This window comes from Streptomyces sp. NPDC001002 (assembly GCF_053599215.1).
Genome location: NZ_JBSFLV010000188.1, coordinates 1 through 16,740 on the forward strand (window position 1 = coordinate 1; position 16,740 = coordinate 16,740).

Consider the following 16,740-nt stretch of genomic DNA (forward strand, 5'->3'; position numbering starts at 1 on the left):
GGAGAGTCCGACTTCCCTATGGTCACCACTGGAATTCTTTGATTCCGAAATAGACTCAATGATTTGCCATCGTAGTCGCGCTACGCGCAACACAGAAACGACGGCGAGGAGACCGGACAGTATCGAGATGCCAGTAAGCAGCATGGTACCACCGTAAATCACCGCGGCTGCGACCCCGCCGCAGAACGCCAGGAAGAATAGAACCCAGGTGATTCCTGCGCCAATTCGACGCACTGCGGAAAGATCGTGATGAGGTTCATCCAGCGACATCCCTGCATGCGTCCGGCGAGACCCCCCATGACGCAAGTCACCCCAAAAATCGCCATCCTCGCGATCACCCGAGCTTCCCGTTCCAGAATCCTCGGGTGCACGTCGCCTAATTCTGTGCAAATATTGAAGCACATCGGCAACATATTCGGCTAGTGGCGCGGGAGCCAAATCGTCATCGGAAGGCTGAAATGCCGGTGACGTACGAGAAATGACACTCAGGACCCTTCCGGAAAGTGAATCATTACCGCTCAAGGCCCCACCTCCGTAGACGTCGCCGGAGGTTCATCGACGGAGGAATTGACCGACAGGTCGCTGGCCTTAGCTGAGCTTGAAGTTTCCATTTGGCCAAGCGAAGAGATTATCGCCTGCTTTCCCATATGCCCCATCAGGGGGAGAAGCAGGGTTGCCTTTTCCAATAATTGCACCGCACATGATCCGGTAATGACAGCGATCCACGGCGTGATACTTGAAGGAGACGAAATTTCGATAGCCGCAACTGCTCCCCCGCCAACCACTATGCGTAGGAATTCCGCAATCAAGTAAGCGAGCGGTCCCGGAGGTTTCTTGCCAACACTCCAGGGAACTTTTCCATAGCGCCTGACGGCCGTAATGAAATCAATTGCGCTGAAGCAGAAGGCGCCGAATCCACCCCACGTCAACGCCATCATCCACCCCATGCAATCGAGACTACTGTCTCGGTCCCCTTGTCGGAGGGTGTTGCACGGAAGCGGAATTGATCACAGGCAGCTGATTCGCAGGAACGGGCTTCGCTCCCGAGGTAGACCTGTGGAGTGACTGGCTGCGTGTCGCGGCGACTAACGACCTCGTGCACGGTTGGCCGTGGCCTCGTGCCCGGGTGGCTCGTTGAGCTGTGCATGATCGGGGCTGGGGCGCGTGAGTTGATCGTGGCGGAGTACCGGATCACCGGGCTGTCGCCGGTTGTGATCGCTGAACTCATCGCCGAGATAGGGCCGTTATGGCACGAGCAGCGTCAGGCGCGCCTGACGGCACGGCCGCGGCAACGAGCGGTGGAGCCGGGGCGAAGCACCAGTTCGTCTTCATCGATCGGCTGTTGGCCACGCTGGTGAGTCTGCGTCACGGCACCACGCACGACGTGCTGGCCTGCTGGTTCGGCGTGGACCGCTCCACCATCACCCGCGCCATCGGCGAAGTGCGGCCCCTGCTCGCACAGCGGGGCTGCACCATCGCACCGGACGTCCGTCTGCGTACTCTCGCCAACGTCATTGAGTACCTCGGCGTCGACGGTCGGACCGGCATCATCGACGGCACGGAGGTCCGCGTGCGACGCCCAGCCGCTGGCCTCAAGGACCGCGACAAGTTCGTCTCCGGAAAGACCACGCAGAACGCCGTGAAGTCCATGGTCGTCACGGACGCCGAGGGGCGCGTGCTGTTCTGCAGCCCGGTCTGGCCGGGCAGTTGCGCCGACATCACCCAGGCCCGGCAGCTGGGCCTGGTCCAGCTCCTGGCCGACGGACCGTTCCTGGAGATCCTCGCGGATGCCGGCTACCAGGGCATGGGGGGCACAGACCGGCGGACGAGTACTGACGCCACCACATCGCACATTCAAGAAGAACGCCCCTGTCTGGTACGAGGAGCGGCACGAACTCCAGCGCAAAGCGCACTCCTCACGCCGGATCCGCGTCGAGCACGGCATCGCGCACCTCAAGAACCGGCGGGCTCTGACCCGACACTTTGGCCGACGCGAGCACATGAGCGACATCGTCCAAGCCGTCGCCGGACTGCTCTCACACCAGCAGACCGCCACCCTCGATCACGGCCTTCGAGCCCGAACACCAAAAACGCCACACACCTCGACGTGCCACGGCCAACCCTGCACGAGGTCGTTGGACCCGGGTACCCGATCGGTACGCTCACGGCATGGCAGCACTCAACGTGGACTTCTCCGACGCGGAGCTCGAAGACCTGCGGGACGCAGCCCGGGAACACGGCATGACGCCGACGGCTTTTGTGAAGGCCTCCACGTTCGATGCGATCGCCCGTCAGCGGAGCCTGAAGACAGCGGCGGAGGAGTTCCAGCGAGTCTTCTCCGACCCCGCGCTTGCCGACGCCATCGAGGCGGCGGGCATCGACGACGGCCCGAGGGCCAGCACGACGGGCAGGGTCGCCTGATGCCATGGTGTCCTCTTGGGGCATCGATGTCCGCCGGCTCCTGCAGCAGCACGAGACGGCTCTTCCCGACCAGCCCCCCCATCAGCGACGTCTCAGCCCACACCGCGCCCACACCCCCGATGCCGATGCCATACCGGCCGTTGTGCACGGTGCAGCGGGTCATGTTCTCTTCGGTGCAGCCGCCTTACGTCTCCCAGCCTGTGAGCTGGTGGCGGAATTCGTTTCCTGAGGGTGAGGCATTCGCGCCTCACCCTTCATGCCTGCGGTGTGCCCTGCGCACTCGCGCCCTTGGTACACCGGACGTCAGCTGGTGGCCTGCCGCTGTGGTGATCGCGGCAGCACGTCGATGAGAGGTGCGAGGGCACGGTCGAACAACTCGGCATGACGGGCGGGCGCTTGGGGACGCAGTCGCATGACGTACACGATGTGGTCCCGGACGGCAGCGTTGCGCAGGCTGCCGGACTGTTTGCCGCGCAGGATGTCGAGGAGGCTGGGGCCGGACCTCTCCTGCAGAGCCTCGATCATCTCCAGCTCCTCGATGTCCACGATCTCCACCGGGTCGGTATCCGAGTGGGTGAACAGCCGCTTCGCGCGGGCGCGTTCACGGATCACGGTCAGGGTGATGGGGTTGACGGGAAAGCCCTCCGGCAGCACCAGCAGGGGCAGGAAGCGGCGGCCGTCTGCAGGGGATACGCCGGTGAGGGCGGATTCGTCGCGGCGCAGCGCGGTGATGGTCGCGTCGATCTGCCCGAGTTCCTCAACGAGTTTGTCGATGTCCTCGATCTGTGACTCACCCGGCACGGCGGTGGCGGCGTCGCGGCGCAGCTGGGTGGTGGTGACCTCGATGACGATCCAGGTGCCAGGGTAGTCGATCACCGCGTCGGCGATGCGCTGGCCCGGGGCAGTGTAGGCGGCCTTGAGGTCGTCATCGTCGTAAACTCGACGCGTGGTGCCTGCGTCCCCGGTGATGTTGTGCAGGACTTCGTTGACGTAGACCTCACTGAAGTGACGCAGTGTCTGCTCGGCCCGCGCAGCCGTGATGCGGTGCCCTTGAGGCTTGGGGCGGAGCGGGAACTTGATGTCGAAGATCGGCAGCCATCCGAACACCCGGCTGACCAGGTGGCGGGGGTCGAGGATCAGCAGACGTTCTTCGGGCAGGCGGATCACGGGCCACCGCTGGAAGGGGTCGAAGGACCATTCGGTGCGCTGTTCGGGGCGCTCGTCGCGCACGGCCTCGCGCATTCCGGGCAGATCGGTGCTGATCAATGCCAGTACTGCTGCAACGCGTTCGGCAGGCATGGCCAGGGCAGCCAGTTCTTCCGGCTCGATGACAAAGCGTCCCATCGTGGTGCGCAGCCACAGGTAGCCGGCCAAGGCCGCGAGGTCCTCGAGAGGAACGCCGGTGCAGTCCTGATAGATCTGGCTGAGAGGGACGATTCCCGGCTCACCGCTGTGTTCGGCGGGCAGTTGCAGCCAGCGCCGCGCGTGGCGGGCCAGGATGCCGGGGGCGGACCAGCTTCGGTGGAAGTGCTGGTTGGCGATGAGTTCGCGGCCCAGTGTGCCGGGCCGATCCGAGATGACGCTCGGCCCGGGATCGGAATGGTGGCCCATGGTCTGGATGAGACTGAACAGAGCACCGATGATGTCGCCGTCGGGGGCGTCGTCCGCCACGGTGTCCGGGGAGGTTTCCATGGCCAGCCGGGCCAGCAGCATGAGTGCCTGGGGCACGAGCAGTCTGCGGGTGTCGTCCCGGAGCAGGTTCATCACACGGCTGCGGGTCGGCTCGTCCAGCCATTCACGGGCGAAAAACATTTCGACGTTCTCCACGGCCGCGCCCGGCAGCTCCAGGGCGTTGAGGACGCGGGCGCAGAATCGCACAACGCCCTCCAGGGGAAGGCGCTCCAACTGGCGCACCGCGTAGTCGGCAGGCAGTGCGGCACCGAAGATTTCGTCAGGCGTGAGGTATGCCGCGCCTAGATCGATCGGTGCGGGCGGCGTGGCCGAGGCGGGCACCACCAGGCCGCTGGGGTGCTCGCTCCACCGGGGCACGAGCGCCGTCGTGGTGGAGCCCCGCAGCACCGGGTGTCCTGACGAGGGGTCGGCCAGATAGCCGGCGCGCAACGCGGCAGGCTCGGCTTCCGCGAGCATCCGGGTCAACGATTCGATCTTCTGGGCGAGCCGGTCTGCGGCTTCCATCGGCTCTCCTGTCGCGCATGTGCCACGGGCCGAATACTTACGACGGCCGGCATCGGGGGCCTTTCGGTTCCAGGATCGACCCCGCGGACCGAGCGGGCCAAGCGATTAACCCCGGCCACACCCCCAGGTGCCCGCAGCCCGGAGTGTGAGCCCCCCCTGTGCCGGGGCAGGACCGCTGCGCAGGGGGCCAGTTCAGCGGCCGCTGTGCAAGATCAGCAGACCCGGGTCTTCCCGGCCTGTGTTCCGGTGCAGCAGGGGGTGTGCCGATTCTCCTGGCCGGCGGTTGGCGGACGATCAGGTACGGCGTTGTCCGGCCGTGGTTGGTGCCGGCTGATGTTCCTCTGCCCAGGCGCCTGAGGTCTCTCCGCGGGGTACGGCGCCGTCTTGCAGGAGACGCGGATCGACGCCATGCCGGGGGCGGTTTACGCGGGAGGAAGGTCCGTGGCCTGGGCGAGGAAGTTCAGCGGGCTCCAGATGACCAGGCGCCACTCCCCCGGCCATGGATCGGGCTTGGGGTGTGCCTGTTCGTCTTCTCTGACCCAGCGCAGGGCGGCGGTCACCCTCTTGCCGTGGGAGTGCTCCAGACGGACTGTCACCGTGCAGGCTGCTGGCATGTCGTGGCCGATGGCAAGGATGTCGAAGGAGGCCAGAGGAAACGGCTCGTAGGCCTCTCGCACCGTGCTGCGTACCGCCTTGCCGTGTCTGGTGTGCAGTTCATGGGTGAGGAGATCGCTCATGGTTCCGTAGTTGCCTCGCAGCCAGCAGGACAGGAGCTGCTCCGTTCGCGTGTAGACGGGGTGGCTGGTGAACGGCTCGCTGCCGGGCAGGTGTTCGCGCGGTGTCCACTGCTGGTTGACGCGGTCGATCTCGGCCCGCTCCGCGAGCGAGCCCAGGATTTCCTTCATCTGTCGTCCCACCCCGGACCAGGTGAAGGGCTCGGCGGTTTGCTGCTGTTGCTCCTTGTTGCGTGCGTGAGCCCAGTCGGCGACGGCGAAGAGCCGGTTCCACGCCTTGGTCGCGACGGTGATGTTGTCGTAGTTGAGGATGCTGCCGTGCACGACGCCGTTGCGGTACAGCTCGTAGACCGGCTCTTCCCGGGTGGCGCTGCGGCCTTTGGTGAACGTCTTGTGGGCGTGCGCCAGACCGCGGTGGTGGCCGACGACGCTGTCCCAGGCGTGCAGTTCCTCGGGGGTGCGGGTGTGCAGGCCGCGTCGCACGGTCTCGAACTCGTTGACGAAGCCGTCCATGACGCTCAGCAGCAGGTGGATGCAGGAGTAGTAGCGGCCGGCGAAGTAGTCCTCGTGTGCCTTTTCGACCAGGGGAAGTCTGCGCCGCATGGCAGGCAGCCGCCGCAGGAGGTGGATCATGAACTGCAGGCGTTCGCTGTCGTTGTAGTGGTCGATGAGCATCGCTTCGGCCCCGTCCGCGTCCTGGGGCATCTCCGCGAGGATGGTCCGCACGACCGACAGCGACAGGTGGTCGTGGAAGATCCAGTTCTTGTCGCTGAGCAGGTCGTAAAAGGCGTCGACGGTGTCTCCCAGCTCACGGATCTGGCGCTGGAGGGACTTGGTTTGCGCTCTCATCGGCCAGACGAACAGGCGCAGGATCTTCAGCTGTTGTTCCAGTTCGAGGAACGACGGAAGGTCACGGGCTGACTTGTAGGACACGGACGGATCGTACGCAGCGGCACTGACAGCGCCCCCACTATTTCCTTGCACTCACCAGTGCTCGCTGACAACCGCAGCCTGCACGACAAGGCCAACTCCACACCACAAGCGGACATTGGGCCCGTCTGTGAGTAGAGCAGGAAACTCATCGGTCGTGGGCAACTGCGGTTGCGGTGGGAGTTGTGCAGACATCAAACACTGTTTGCTGCAGGGCTTACCGGTGGCGGGGGCAGTATCAGCGGCGTTGAGCCCTGGCGCGGTCCACGGTTGCCAGTCGCTCAGGCTCTTCATGGAGGAAGAGCCCTTCGGGGTCCACCAGCGGGATCATCACCGGATGGAGATCGTCGCCTGCGGGGTCTTCTTCGCCGTCATGGCGCCGGGCAACCGCCCGTCCGGCGCCCGCGACCAGATCAGCGAGCTGAAGGGACGGGTGGTCCACGGAGCGGCCGCGCACCAGATCTACGAGGTGACCGCCTTCGACAAGGCCACGGACCATGCCCACGGCGATCGAGCCGCGCTCCAGCACGTCCAGCTTGTCGTCCGTCAGCAGCCGCTGATCGTCGGCGAGCGCATGGATCTTGCCGCCGTGGCGAGCCGAAGCGTGGAGGACGATTGTGGGCACAGCGGTGATGAGGGGATCCAGGCTGTCGTCAAGGAGCCCGTACGGGCCAGCCGGTGTGGCCTCAGCCGGGCGCTCCCGGGCGAACGCTTCGGCCTCAGGGCGGGCTGCGCGCAGCATTTCCAAGACAACCGCTGCTTTCTTTGCCTGAGGGGCTTTGCGGCGGCGAGCGTAGGCGCAGGATTCTTCGATGACCGTGTAGAGGTCGTCGACGGAGATCTGATCGCCCGTGCGGTTCTTCTTGGAGAAGAAACCCACGGCGGTGGAGACGAGCCGGTCGAAGCCATCACGGCCCAGAGCCCGCGTTCCTTCGGTGGTCACGTCCCGGGCCCACTGCCGGGCTACGCCGTTGCTGACTATGTCGTAGCCCATCCTGTGGAATCGCTCTTCCAGCAAGAGATCGACAAGTTTCGCCATGACGAAGTAGTGCGTGTCGATGATGTAGACCGAGACGCGGCCGTCCAAGGGGCCGTCAGGCCCTAGGAGTTCCGCGAGAAGGCGGCGGCGTGCTCCGGCTCCCCCGCCGGTGAACATTTTCTGGAACTTCACTTCTGGCGCGGTTTTCTGGATCCCGGCTTCTCGACGCAGCGTGTCCACGATTCTGGCGGCTTCAGCGTCATCGACAGCCACCGAGCCCAGCGTCATGTATCGGTCGCGGCCGAAGAGCTGATCGCCGTTGTAGCCGGACTCGTCGATGGCGATCCAGCGGCCGTCGCCAGCGCAGTCATCGGTGGGTGCCTGGCGGTTGCGGCGGCTGAAGTTGGGCCCGAGCAGGCCGGTGCCGGCGTTCGGCGTGTGGTCGCGTTCGATCATGCGGACATCCTCAGCTGCGGCGGGCAGGGCCGACAACCCGCCCGAAGTTACGGCCCCTTGCGGTGCGGTGGCATGGTGAGGGCTGGTGTCACCGGATCGCGTGGCGCTCTCTGCGCTTGGCGACGCCCCTCCCACTGGCGTTCTCCGTGTCCTGGGTACCCCCTCGGACCGGCCTCGTGAGACTGGCATGACCCCAGGTACGCCAGCCGCCCTCTGCTGCTGCGTGGACATGGCTACTGTTTCCGGCCTGGGGCTAGGGTGCCGTGCGCGGTGATCGCAGGATCGAGTTCCAGGCAAACCAATCCAGGTTCCCGGCCCCCAGTTCCCATGGCGACTCCAGCGGCAGTTCCCGGGTTGCCTCAAGCTCGCATCCGTGACGAACGCCGGGGCCTCGATGAGGCGGGGTGGTGTGGGCGCCCGTCACCAAGATGGCCCCTTGCGGCAGGCGGGGAGGCGGTCAGCGCCGCCAGCGCTGCCACCAGCGCTGTTGTCCACCAGTTGAGGTGCTGGCTGTCGCGCCGTGGTCGGCGTGGGCGAGCGGCGCGGTGAGCGTGACAGGCGAGTTGTCACCAGTGGTGATGCTGATGTTCTGAACGGCCCGGTGGACCTGCTCCGGAGTGGGCGTGCCAGATCCGGCCGGCATCGTGGAACGCAGCTCGGCGACGAACTGCGTGAGACGGGTTCGGACTTGGTCAAGGATGTCGTGCAGGACAGAGGGAGAAACCGCCCAGTACAGGTCGTCGATGACGATACCTCGGCTGCGGGATCGGTCCATCGCGCTCATCAGCGTGCGCAGTTCGGCCGCGCCGGGAAGGCTGAGGTGGACTGATTGGCCGGGCGGGGTCCGGTCGATTAGGTTCTGCAGCTGGCCGACACCGTACGTGATGGTCACGTCTTCGTTGATCTTGCCCCGTGTGAAGTCGGGAAGATGCAGGACGCTGATGGTTTCACCATGGCGTTGCCAGGCGGGCGAGTGCGAGTCGGCCTGGATGAGCGCGCGCGGGCGCCGGTAGTCCGGAACACTGGAGGCGGGTTTGCCTCCGTAGCCCTCGAGTTCGTTGAGAGCCCATTGTCTCAGGGGCCGGGAGGCGCCGTGGCCGCCGATGACGAGCGCGAGGCGCAGCAGTCCGGCGAGCGGGGCGGTGTCGTCCAGGACGCCGTGCTCCAGCTGTTCCACGGGCTGCGGCCTCTGGCGCGCGGGCTCGGTCATCTGCCCAGCGCAAGATAGGCGACGACGGCACCGGCCACCGTTCCCAGAGCACTGACGGCACCCCAGAAGATGCCGCTGCGGTACCACGGCCCCGGTGGGGCCGTGGTGGAGTCTGCCGGTGCCGGGTGTCCGGCGCTCGCATGGCCGCCCTGGGAGGCGTGTGCATGAGGGGCGTTCACCGTGACGGGCGAGTTGTCGCCGGCGGTGACCTGGACCGAAGGGCCTTGCTGAGGATCGTGCGGTGCAGGGAGGTGACCTCTTCGGCTCATGGTGTTCATCAGCTCCTTGTAGCGGTCGAGTACGGTATCTCGGGCCTGGGAGAGATCGCGCAGGGCCCGGGCGTACCGTTCGGGATCGGTGCGCCGCCACTCCGGGGGGACCTCGGTGTATGCGGCGTCGTGGTCGGGGGTGAAGGTACCGTTGATCTCGTCGACGAGACGGGCCAGGGCCTCCATGAAGCCATGGTGGGCCACTTCGAGTTCCGGGTCGACGAAGTCGATGACATCGCGCTGCAAGGCGTCCAGGGCCGAGTCGACTCCCTCGGCGACGAAGTCGGGGATGCGCCGCATCGGCATCCGCCGAGAAAGCTGGACCAGCCAGGCGGCGTCCGCCGGCACTGCCTCGGCCACCCGCGCCGCCTTGGCCCGGTCACCGCCCATGGCCGTCACCGACACTCCCTTTCTCGGTAGGCCGCCGCGACAAAGACGTCCAGTGCCTGCCCGACGGCGTTGGTATGCCGGGTGAAGGCTACGTCGTCGAGAGCGCACAGACGCTCCACGCTGGAGAAGTTCTGCATGTGCAGGTCGAACCTGACGGCAGTCTGTCCGAGCGGGACGGGCGCGTCCGGGCGGAGGAACCCGGCCTGCCTCCCTGCCCTATCAGCGGCATCGCACCAGCAGCAGGCTCCGGAGGGAGCGAACCCTCCTGACAACACAACCACTGACCGTCGCTCGCAGAGAGGCCTACTGAGCTTGAACTCATGAAGTCGTTGGGGTGAGGGAGAGGCCGGTTCCGGCGAGGCATCCGTCGATAAGGTGGGGGTGGTATTGGATCTTCCTCATGCCGTGGCGGATGGTCTGGATGAGGTGCTCGGGTGTGGTGAAGGCGGTATTGGAGAGCCAGCCGCGCCTCAGCAGAGACCAGATGCCCTCGACGGGGTTGAGGTCGGGTGCGTAGGAGGGCAGCTGGTAGACGGTCAGCCAGTCCTGCCGGTCGATGAACTGCCGCATGCCGTAGGCGAGGTGGACGTTGAGGTTGTCCCAGACGAGCACGATCGGCCCGCCGAGCTGGGCGTGGGCGGTGATGAGCAGGTCGCGGTAGTCGGTCCAGGCGAAGCTCTTGCGTCCATCGCGTCGGCCGTCGTCGCGGCGCGGCCGGTAGATCAGCCTCGACCGCTGGCCGGGTTTGTAGCAGGTCAGGGCGGCGATCGAGATCCGGCGGCGGGAGCGGCCTCGGACCCGGATCACAGGTGTCTTCCCGCGGCGGGCCCAGGTGCGGGCAATCGGCGGCGTCATCGAGAAGCCGGACTCGTCCTCGAAGACGATCCAGGCGTCGAGCGCCGCCGCGAGGTTTCCACCTGCGGCCAGGTCTCCTTCACCCAGCCGGTGACCAGATCCTCGTCCCGCTCAACCGCTCGTCCGGCTGGCACCTGGCAGGAGAAGCCGTGCCGGATCAGCAGCTTGCGCACCCCTTGCAGGGTGCAACTCTTGTGGAAGCGGCGGCCAATCACCGTCTTGACCCTGGAGAGCGTCCACCGCTGATCCGGCCAGCCGTGCGCAACCGGCCCCTTCACCAACTCCGCCTCCAGCTGGGCGAACTGCACCTCGCTCAACCAGGGCGGCGAGGCGAATCCCGCCGACCGCAGAGCCCGCGGACCACCCTTGTCCCACAACCGCCGCCACCGCTGCACCGACCGGACGCTGACCCGTAACTCCTTGACGATCGCCGAGCACGGCTCGCCCCGGGCGAAGCCCTCGGCCGCCTTCATCCGGATCCCCTCGCGGAACTGCCGGCGCTCGTCCGACAGACCGCCGCCCTGCGCGTACCTCATGACAACGGCCTACCGCGAGGATCAAACCCTGTCAGCAACTACCACAACCCGAGTTCAAGCTCAGTAAGAACCGGCTCAGTGGGTCAAGGAGCATCACCGGTCGCTTTCAAGCTCCTCAGCACCGACGGCTGCACCGGCTGTCTGGGATTTACACACGGGGCGGACGCACAGCCTGCGCAGCCGCTTGGAACAGGCCGGGCCAGCTCGACCAGCCCTAAGCCGACTGAGCCGAAGTTGCCCTGGCTGTGACCGGTTTGAGGAAGTATCTGCACAGCGGGAGGTTCACGATGAGATGTGGTGACGGGATGCAGCAGACAGAATTCAGACCAGTGGGCGTTCGGCTGCGTGCTCCTCGGCTCGCTCTGGCCTACCGCACCATGGACGACTGGGTACCAATGGCTCGCGGCGCCGTGGCCAGCATTTCCAGGGTGTGGGGTGGCTCGGGCGCTGTCGTGCTACCGGTGCCCGGCATGTCCCCGCAGGCGAAGACTGCTGATGCTCTGTTGCCTCTGCTGCGCCCTTATGATCCCGATCATGTGGCTGTACTACTGCCGACCTTGGCCGATGTAGCGCACATGGACCCGACGGTGGTCAACCGCGTTCTAACCCAGTTTGCGGTCCCGGGCGAAGACAGCGACGTCACGTGGCGACGCGTGAGCTCGCTGTCCCTCCAGCCTCTGGGGTGGGAGGGTGTGGCCGATCAAGTAGACAGCTGGTGTTCTCCGTTCAAAGGGGTGCACCGGGACCAGCAGAGGTTCAAAGCCCGCAACATCATCAGCCTGGAACATTCGCACGACTCCCGCAGAAGTCTGGCGACCGTGCCTGCGCTGCCCAGTGGGCCGGTATTCACGCTCGACCTATCGGGCGTGGATGCGGCAGTCGCGCTAATGGTGGAGTCCCGGATCGGCGCGGTTCATCCGGATGCCCGGCGAGGACTGGATCTCGTGGAACTCTCGGTCGAAGAAGAGGACCTGCCGGCGCTCGTCCATCTGGCCATCACCGGCACACCCCGGGCAGGATGGGATCTGGCAAGCCGCTATCGCGGCGCCGTTGGTGGCGGGGCGTCAGACGATCTGACGCCCGATGAGTTCATGGCGTCCACCCCCTTCGCTCACGCTGCGCGCTGGACCACACAACCGGTCTTCTACCCTCCGAAGCCCGTCGTCTGGGTCGTGGGCGAGACGGCGGAAGACCATGCTCTGGCCATGCTCTGCGACCGCCTCTATCAGCACGCCGCCTGGATCCCGCTCCGTCTGCTGGAAGAGGGCGGCCCCCTTGCCCGAGCGGTCAAGGGGGCCCTGTACACCTTCCAGGGCGTGGGACACGGCGACGAGTCACCCATCCTGCTAGCAAGCGCCAGTCAGCCCCAAGAGAATCTTCAGGTCCTGGCGGCGGAACTCAACCGTCCGTTCAACTCGGTGACCATGCACGCCGATGATGGGGAGTCGGCGGCACTAGACGTCCGCAAGGTCAAAGCGGCTACTCTCACGGAACTCGCCCAGCACGACGGCATCACTCTGCTTGCCGACCCAGACGCTTACCAGATCTCGCAGCGGGTGCCAACAAGCCAGGAAGCTGGGAGTATTTCGCTGCTGACGCCGCTCCAACTGCCCAGGGCTCAGGCCGCAGCCCACCTCGGAGCGGAACTGCACTGGTACGTTGACGTCTGGCTCCCCTACTACGCCCTTCCAGCCCGCCCCGCCCTCCCAGGGTCGTGCCTCACCCAGGAGACGGGAGCCGCCATCCCCGACACGGTGGCGCGTGTGGCGCGGCATTCGGTCTCGTTCATCTCCGCGAACATGGGATTCGCCACTCCGGACACCCGCTATGCCCAGCCTCTCCTGCAATTCCCCTCTGCAGACCGGGTGTTCGAGAAACTGGCTGGCGCGCACGGCGCCACGGTGGAGCGCTCGAGTGCGGGGCTCCAGGCTGCCATCGCGGTGGAGATGTGGGGCTCCCCCGAAGCCTTCGCAGCCGATTTGCACGGGCCAGCACGCGACGTGCTCAACTCTTTCCTCCCGCCTGCCAAGAAACGGGACGGCAACTACGGGCCCGGCTACGCCATCCGCGGCAGCGGCTACGTAGCGTTGGAGGACATCAAGAACACCCTGGGCAGCGAGACCTTCGACGCACCCCGCGATCTCGTAGACCGGCTGCTGGGCATGAACGCGCTGCGCCGCGGCCTCCTCCTCAACTGCGCACGCTGTCACTTCGAGGCCTTCTACCGCATCGAACAGGTCGGGCCCGCCTTCGATTGCGAAGCCTGCGGGCACACCAGCCCCCTGGCGCGGGGACGCTGGTACAAGGACGATGCTGAACCCTGCTGGTACTACGCCCTCGATCAGGTTGTGCGGGACCTTCTCCGACAACACGGCGACGTCCCGCTCCTCGCGGCCCAGCAACTCCGGCAGAAGGCGGCCTCGGTGCTCTGGTCTCCCGAACTGAACGTCACGCACGCAGATGGATCCATCGAACTCGACCTGTGCCTGATCGTCGACGGTCGGATCATCGTCGGGGAGGCAAAATCCAACAACACCCTCAAGGCCAGCAAGGGCACCCAGGAAGCCGCAGCCAGACTCGTACATGCCGCTCAAATCCTCACCGCGGACGAGATTGTGCTCGCCACAACCAGACCCGCCTGGGCACGGGGCACACGAGCAGCAGTAGAACAAGCCGTGGAGAACCAGTGGGCACACGGCCCTCGCCCCATCGTGACCGAAATGGTCAACGTCGGCACCACCTCATGACGTCCACAGGCTGACCTACATTCCGGCCACAACACGGACCGTCACAAAGCCCGCTACTGGCGAACCACCCACGAACACCCGCGACGCCACACAACCGCGAGAGGATCTACCCGACAACGACTCGCCCGGCCTGCCCTCGACCGCCGCTACCGGCGGCTCCGCGATGCTGAGCAATCAGCGCTCATAGTGAGCAGAGCCCGGAATCTCGCAGGTCATACGGGCTTCTGGATATGACCTGCCACCGCTACCCGCCAGTACGTTTCGATGTGTCCCGCTCTTCGACTTGAGCAATGCGCAGGCCAGCCTCGAGGAACTGCTCACTTTCAGAAGGGCCGCAACAGCACACGCAGTCCGTCGGCGGCCAGCGTCTTGGCGGCCTGCTCGGCGCCTTCGCCGTTGAGATCAGCGAGGACGACGGCGGCACCGGCCTCGGCGAGTGCCCGGCCGTAGACCTGGCCGATGGCGCCGGCACCCCCGGTGACGACGGCGACCTTGCCGTCCAGGCGGAGCCGGTCGAGTGTGCTGCTCATGGGGCTTCCTTCGTCAGACGGGACAGGTAGGCGTCGACATCGGCACCGTGCTCGCGCAGTTCGTCGGCGGCCTGTGGTGCGGTGAGGATGAGGAAGCGGTCGTTGGCGACGCCCTCGGCGACGAGTTCGCCGACCGAATCGGCGTCCAGGACCGGGAAGTCGGGGCCTCGGGGCGGTGCCGGTTCCCCGTAGAAACTGATCTGCTCGACGATGTTGGTGGCCACGCCGGCCGGGCACAGACAGGAGACGCCGATGCCGCGTGGACGCAGGTACAGGGCGAGCGCCTCGGACAGGCCGACGACGGCGTGCTTGGTCGCGGTGTACGGCAGGCGGTCGAATCCGTAGGGCAACAGGCCGGCCGTGGAAGCGGTGTTGACGACATGGCCCGACCCCTGCTTCAACAGGTGTGGCAGGAATACGAGGTTGCTGCGGACGACGCCCAACAGGTTGACGTCCACGACGCGTTGCCACGCCTCCAGGGGAATGTCCTCGACGGGGCCGACGGCCAGGATGCCGACGTTGTTCATGACCAGGTCGATGCGGCCGAAGCGGTCGAGGGCCAGTTTCCGCACCGCTTGCAGGTCGTCGAGGCTGGTCACGTCGCACGCCAAGGCGGCGCCCTGGTCGCCGAGTTCACCGGCCACAGCGTGCGCGCGCTCGCCGACGAGGTCGGTGACCACGACACGCGCGCCGCGCCGGGCGAAGGCGTGGGCGGCGGCACGGCCGATCCCGCTGCCGGCGCCGGTGATCACCGCCACGGCGTTGTGCAGATCGATACTCATCGGGACGTCATTCCTCCGCTCGCGGGTGGGAGGGCGGCTGTTCAGGGATGAAGTGGCAGGACCGGTCCACTCGCTCCGGTCCCGGTCCCGGTCCCGGGCTCGTTCTCGGTATCACCGAGCACGGACGAGGTCGTCGAGGACACCGGGGCCTGGAGGAAGCCGACCAGGCCGTCCAGCAGGTCCCCGACATGGACGGCGAAGGACACCACGTGCCCGCCGCGGGCCCGGGTGCGTTCACGTTCGGAGGCGGCATGAACGCCGAAGGCCAGGGCCTGCGAGATGCGGTGGCCGCGCAACGGCTCGGGAAGGTGCGGCAGCAGGGTGCCGATCCGCTCGACGAAGTCGATGGTGGGCCTGCTCAGTTCGACTGAAAGGTGTTCGAAGACGTCCCGGCGGCCGTGCTGCTGGAGCATCGCGACGAAGCTGAGGTAGTGACTGCCCTCCTGTTCGCCCTGTTCCAGGACGGGCAGAAGGTGGCACTCCACCCATGTCCTGAGATCGTCCGGACGCCTACGCGCGACCAGCAGCCCGCGTCGTTCGTTCAGCTCCGGCAGCCGGTACTCGAAGATCTCCTGGACAAGGCGCTCCTTCGTGCCGAAGTGGTACTGCACCGCCGTGTTGTTGCCGTTCCCGGCCGCCGCGCTGATCTGACGCAGAGACACCCCGTCGAGACCGTGCTCGGCGAAGAGCCGCTCGGCGGCCAGGACGATCTGTTCCTTCACGGACGGTTGAACCACGACACCAGACTCCTCGAAGAGCAGTGTTATGCAGGTTCGAGAACATCATTTCCGCATGACAGGAATCTAGTTTTGTCCTGGCGTGAAGTCAACTGCCTTAGCAGTCAGTCAGTTGGAGAAATGTTCAGGACCCCGGCGGCGGGAAGACCCGCCCACCGGTGTCCGCGACCCTGATACCGATGGCCTCGATCGGGCACGACTCGGCCACCTCCAGCACCTCTTCGGATGCCGGAAGGGTGGCGGACCTCGCATGCCCCTGGCCGTTCGCGTCGAGTTCGAAGTGCTCGGGCGCGGAGGCGGCGCACAGCCCGGTGCGGACGCACATCCGTGTGTCGACGGTGACGTTCCACCGCTCGGTCGTCATCGGGCTCCTTCGATGACCAGCGGCAGGGTCTTCCAGCCGCGCACGGTCGAGGTCTGCGCCAGCTCGGCGTGGTCCCAGTCGACGTCCCAGCCGGGGACCCGATTGAGGATCTCCTCCGCCGCGATCCGGCCCTCCAGCCGAGCCAGGGCCGCGCCCAGGCAGTAGTGGGCGCCGACGCCGAAGCTCATGTGCTGGGTGACGCGGTGGATGTCGAAGCGGTCGGGGTCGTCGAAGCGGCGGGGGTCGCGGTTGGCGGCGGCCTGGATGAAGAGGATGGCACTGCCGGCCGGCACCGTGCGGTCGTACAGCTCCACGTCCTTGGTGACGTACCGCCCGGTGAACGGCCCGGTCGGCTCGAAGCGCAGGATCTCCTCGATGGCGTTGGGGATGAGGGTGGGGTCGGCCGCCAACTCCCGGCGGGCTTGCGGGTATCGGGCCATGAGCGCGCCGAACCAGCCGATGAGCCGGCCCGTGGTCTCGTTACCGGCCCCGGCGACCACGGAGCAGTACCCGACCCCTGTCGACCGGTGAGGGGCTCGTGTGGCGCCCCCTTTTAGGACCCTGACATGGGAGGAGTCGACTACGCAGCGGGACCAGTCGAAGC

At 66.2% G+C, this 16,740-nt stretch carries 16 protein-coding genes; 3 read left to right on the forward strand and 13 right to left on the reverse strand.

Annotated features, from left to right (window positions below):
• Window positions 1–270 (reverse strand): hypothetical protein (locus ACWDR3_RS42820; RefSeq protein WP_450358029.1); only part of this gene is annotated, 270 nt, incomplete at its 3' end.
• 248 nt (window positions 271–518) lie between these two features.
• Window positions 519–947, reverse strand: coding sequence for a hypothetical protein (locus ACWDR3_RS42825; RefSeq protein ID WP_450358031.1), 429 nt, complete (start codon window positions 945–947; stop codon window positions 519–521).
• A gap of 299 nt (window positions 948–1,246) precedes the next feature.
• Between ACWDR3_RS42825 and ACWDR3_RS42830 the strand changes: the two genes are divergently transcribed.
• The gene (locus ACWDR3_RS42830) at window positions 1,247–2,245 is read left to right on the forward strand and encodes a transposase family protein (protein ID WP_450358032.1); all 999 of its coding nucleotides are present in this window, start codon (window positions 1,247–1,249) and stop codon (window positions 2,243–2,245) included.
• Complete coding sequence (locus ACWDR3_RS42835; RefSeq protein ID WP_450358033.1) at window positions 2,170–2,421, forward strand: hypothetical protein; 252 nt, start codon at window positions 2,170–2,172, stop codon at window positions 2,419–2,421. Before ACWDR3_RS42830 ends, ACWDR3_RS42835 begins: the two co-directional genes overlap by 76 nt.
• A gap of 303 nt (window positions 2,422–2,724) precedes the next feature.
• On the opposite strand, the gene ACWDR3_RS42840 is transcribed toward ACWDR3_RS42835, so the two are convergent.
• From ACWDR3_RS42840 to ACWDR3_RS42865, 6 genes are all read right to left on the reverse strand, one after another.
• Window positions 2,725–4,617: a hypothetical protein gene (locus ACWDR3_RS42840; protein WP_450358035.1), complete on the reverse strand. Its 1,893-nt coding sequence runs from the start codon at window positions 4,615–4,617 to the stop codon at window positions 2,725–2,727.
• Between the two features lie 422 nt (window positions 4,618–5,039).
• Window positions 5,040–6,284: a hypothetical protein gene (locus ACWDR3_RS42845; RefSeq protein WP_450358037.1), complete on the reverse strand. Its 1,245-nt coding sequence runs from the start codon at window positions 6,282–6,284 to the stop codon at window positions 5,040–5,042.
• A gap of 235 nt (window positions 6,285–6,519) precedes the next feature.
• Window positions 6,520–7,716 carry a hypothetical protein gene (locus ACWDR3_RS42850; protein WP_450358039.1) on the reverse strand — a complete coding sequence of 399 codons (1,197 nt, stop codon included), beginning with the start codon at window positions 7,714–7,716 and terminating at the stop codon, window positions 6,520–6,522.
• 457 nt (window positions 7,717–8,173) lie between these two features.
• Window positions 8,174–8,926 (reverse strand): AbiTii domain-containing protein, encoded by a 753-nt coding sequence (locus ACWDR3_RS42855; RefSeq protein WP_450358040.1) that lies wholly within the window; start codon window positions 8,924–8,926, stop codon window positions 8,174–8,176.
• Complete coding sequence (locus tag ACWDR3_RS42860; RefSeq protein ID WP_450358042.1) at window positions 8,923–9,594, reverse strand: hypothetical protein; 672 nt, start codon at window positions 9,592–9,594, stop codon at window positions 8,923–8,925. The genes ACWDR3_RS42855 and ACWDR3_RS42860 overlap by 4 nt, the downstream gene beginning before the upstream one ends.
• Before the next feature lie 309 nt (window positions 9,595–9,903).
• Window positions 9,904–10,976, reverse strand: a protein-coding gene (locus tag ACWDR3_RS42865) for an IS630 family transposase (RefSeq protein ID WP_450358044.1) whose coding sequence is annotated in 2 segments (ribosomal slippage) — window positions 9,904–10,530 and window positions 10,533–10,976 — 1,071 coding nt in all. Because the reading frame shifts where the segments join, the coding sequence is not laid out codon by codon here.
• A gap of 305 nt (window positions 10,977–11,281) precedes the next feature.
• Between ACWDR3_RS42865 and ACWDR3_RS42870 the strand changes: the two genes are divergently transcribed.
• Window positions 11,282–13,723 carry a hypothetical protein gene (locus tag ACWDR3_RS42870; RefSeq protein ID WP_450358045.1) on the forward strand — a complete coding sequence of 814 codons (2,442 nt, stop codon included), beginning with the start codon at window positions 11,282–11,284 and terminating at the stop codon, window positions 13,721–13,723.
• A 323-nt stretch (window positions 13,724–14,046) separates the two neighbouring features.
• On the opposite strand, the gene ACWDR3_RS42875 is transcribed toward ACWDR3_RS42870, so the two are convergent.
• The 5 genes from ACWDR3_RS42875 to ACWDR3_RS42895 all read right to left on the reverse strand — a co-directional run bounded on the left by ACWDR3_RS42875 (window position 14,047) and on the right by ACWDR3_RS42895 (window position 16,636).
• Complete coding sequence (locus ACWDR3_RS42875; protein WP_450358046.1) at window positions 14,047–14,253, reverse strand: SDR family NAD(P)-dependent oxidoreductase; 207 nt, start codon at window positions 14,251–14,253, stop codon at window positions 14,047–14,049.
• A complete protein-coding gene (locus ACWDR3_RS42880; RefSeq protein ID WP_450358048.1) occupies window positions 14,250–15,035 on the reverse strand; it encodes an SDR family oxidoreductase in 786 nt (261 codons plus the stop codon). Before ACWDR3_RS42880 ends, ACWDR3_RS42875 begins: the two co-directional genes overlap by 4 nt.
• Before the next feature lie 41 nt (window positions 15,036–15,076).
• Window positions 15,077–15,772 (reverse strand): TetR/AcrR family transcriptional regulator, encoded by a 696-nt coding sequence (locus tag ACWDR3_RS42885; protein WP_450358049.1) that lies wholly within the window; start codon window positions 15,770–15,772, stop codon window positions 15,077–15,079.
• A gap of 124 nt (window positions 15,773–15,896) precedes the next feature.
• The gene (locus tag ACWDR3_RS42890; protein ID WP_450358051.1) at window positions 15,897–16,136 is read right to left on the reverse strand and encodes a ferredoxin; all 240 of its coding nucleotides are present in this window, start codon (window positions 16,134–16,136) and stop codon (window positions 15,897–15,899) included.
• Window positions 16,133–16,636 (reverse strand): cytochrome P450, encoded by a 504-nt coding sequence (locus ACWDR3_RS42895; protein ID WP_450358052.1) that lies wholly within the window; start codon window positions 16,634–16,636, stop codon window positions 16,133–16,135. Before ACWDR3_RS42895 ends, ACWDR3_RS42890 begins: the two co-directional genes overlap by 4 nt.
• Between the last annotated feature and the right edge of the window lie 104 nt (window positions 16,637–16,740).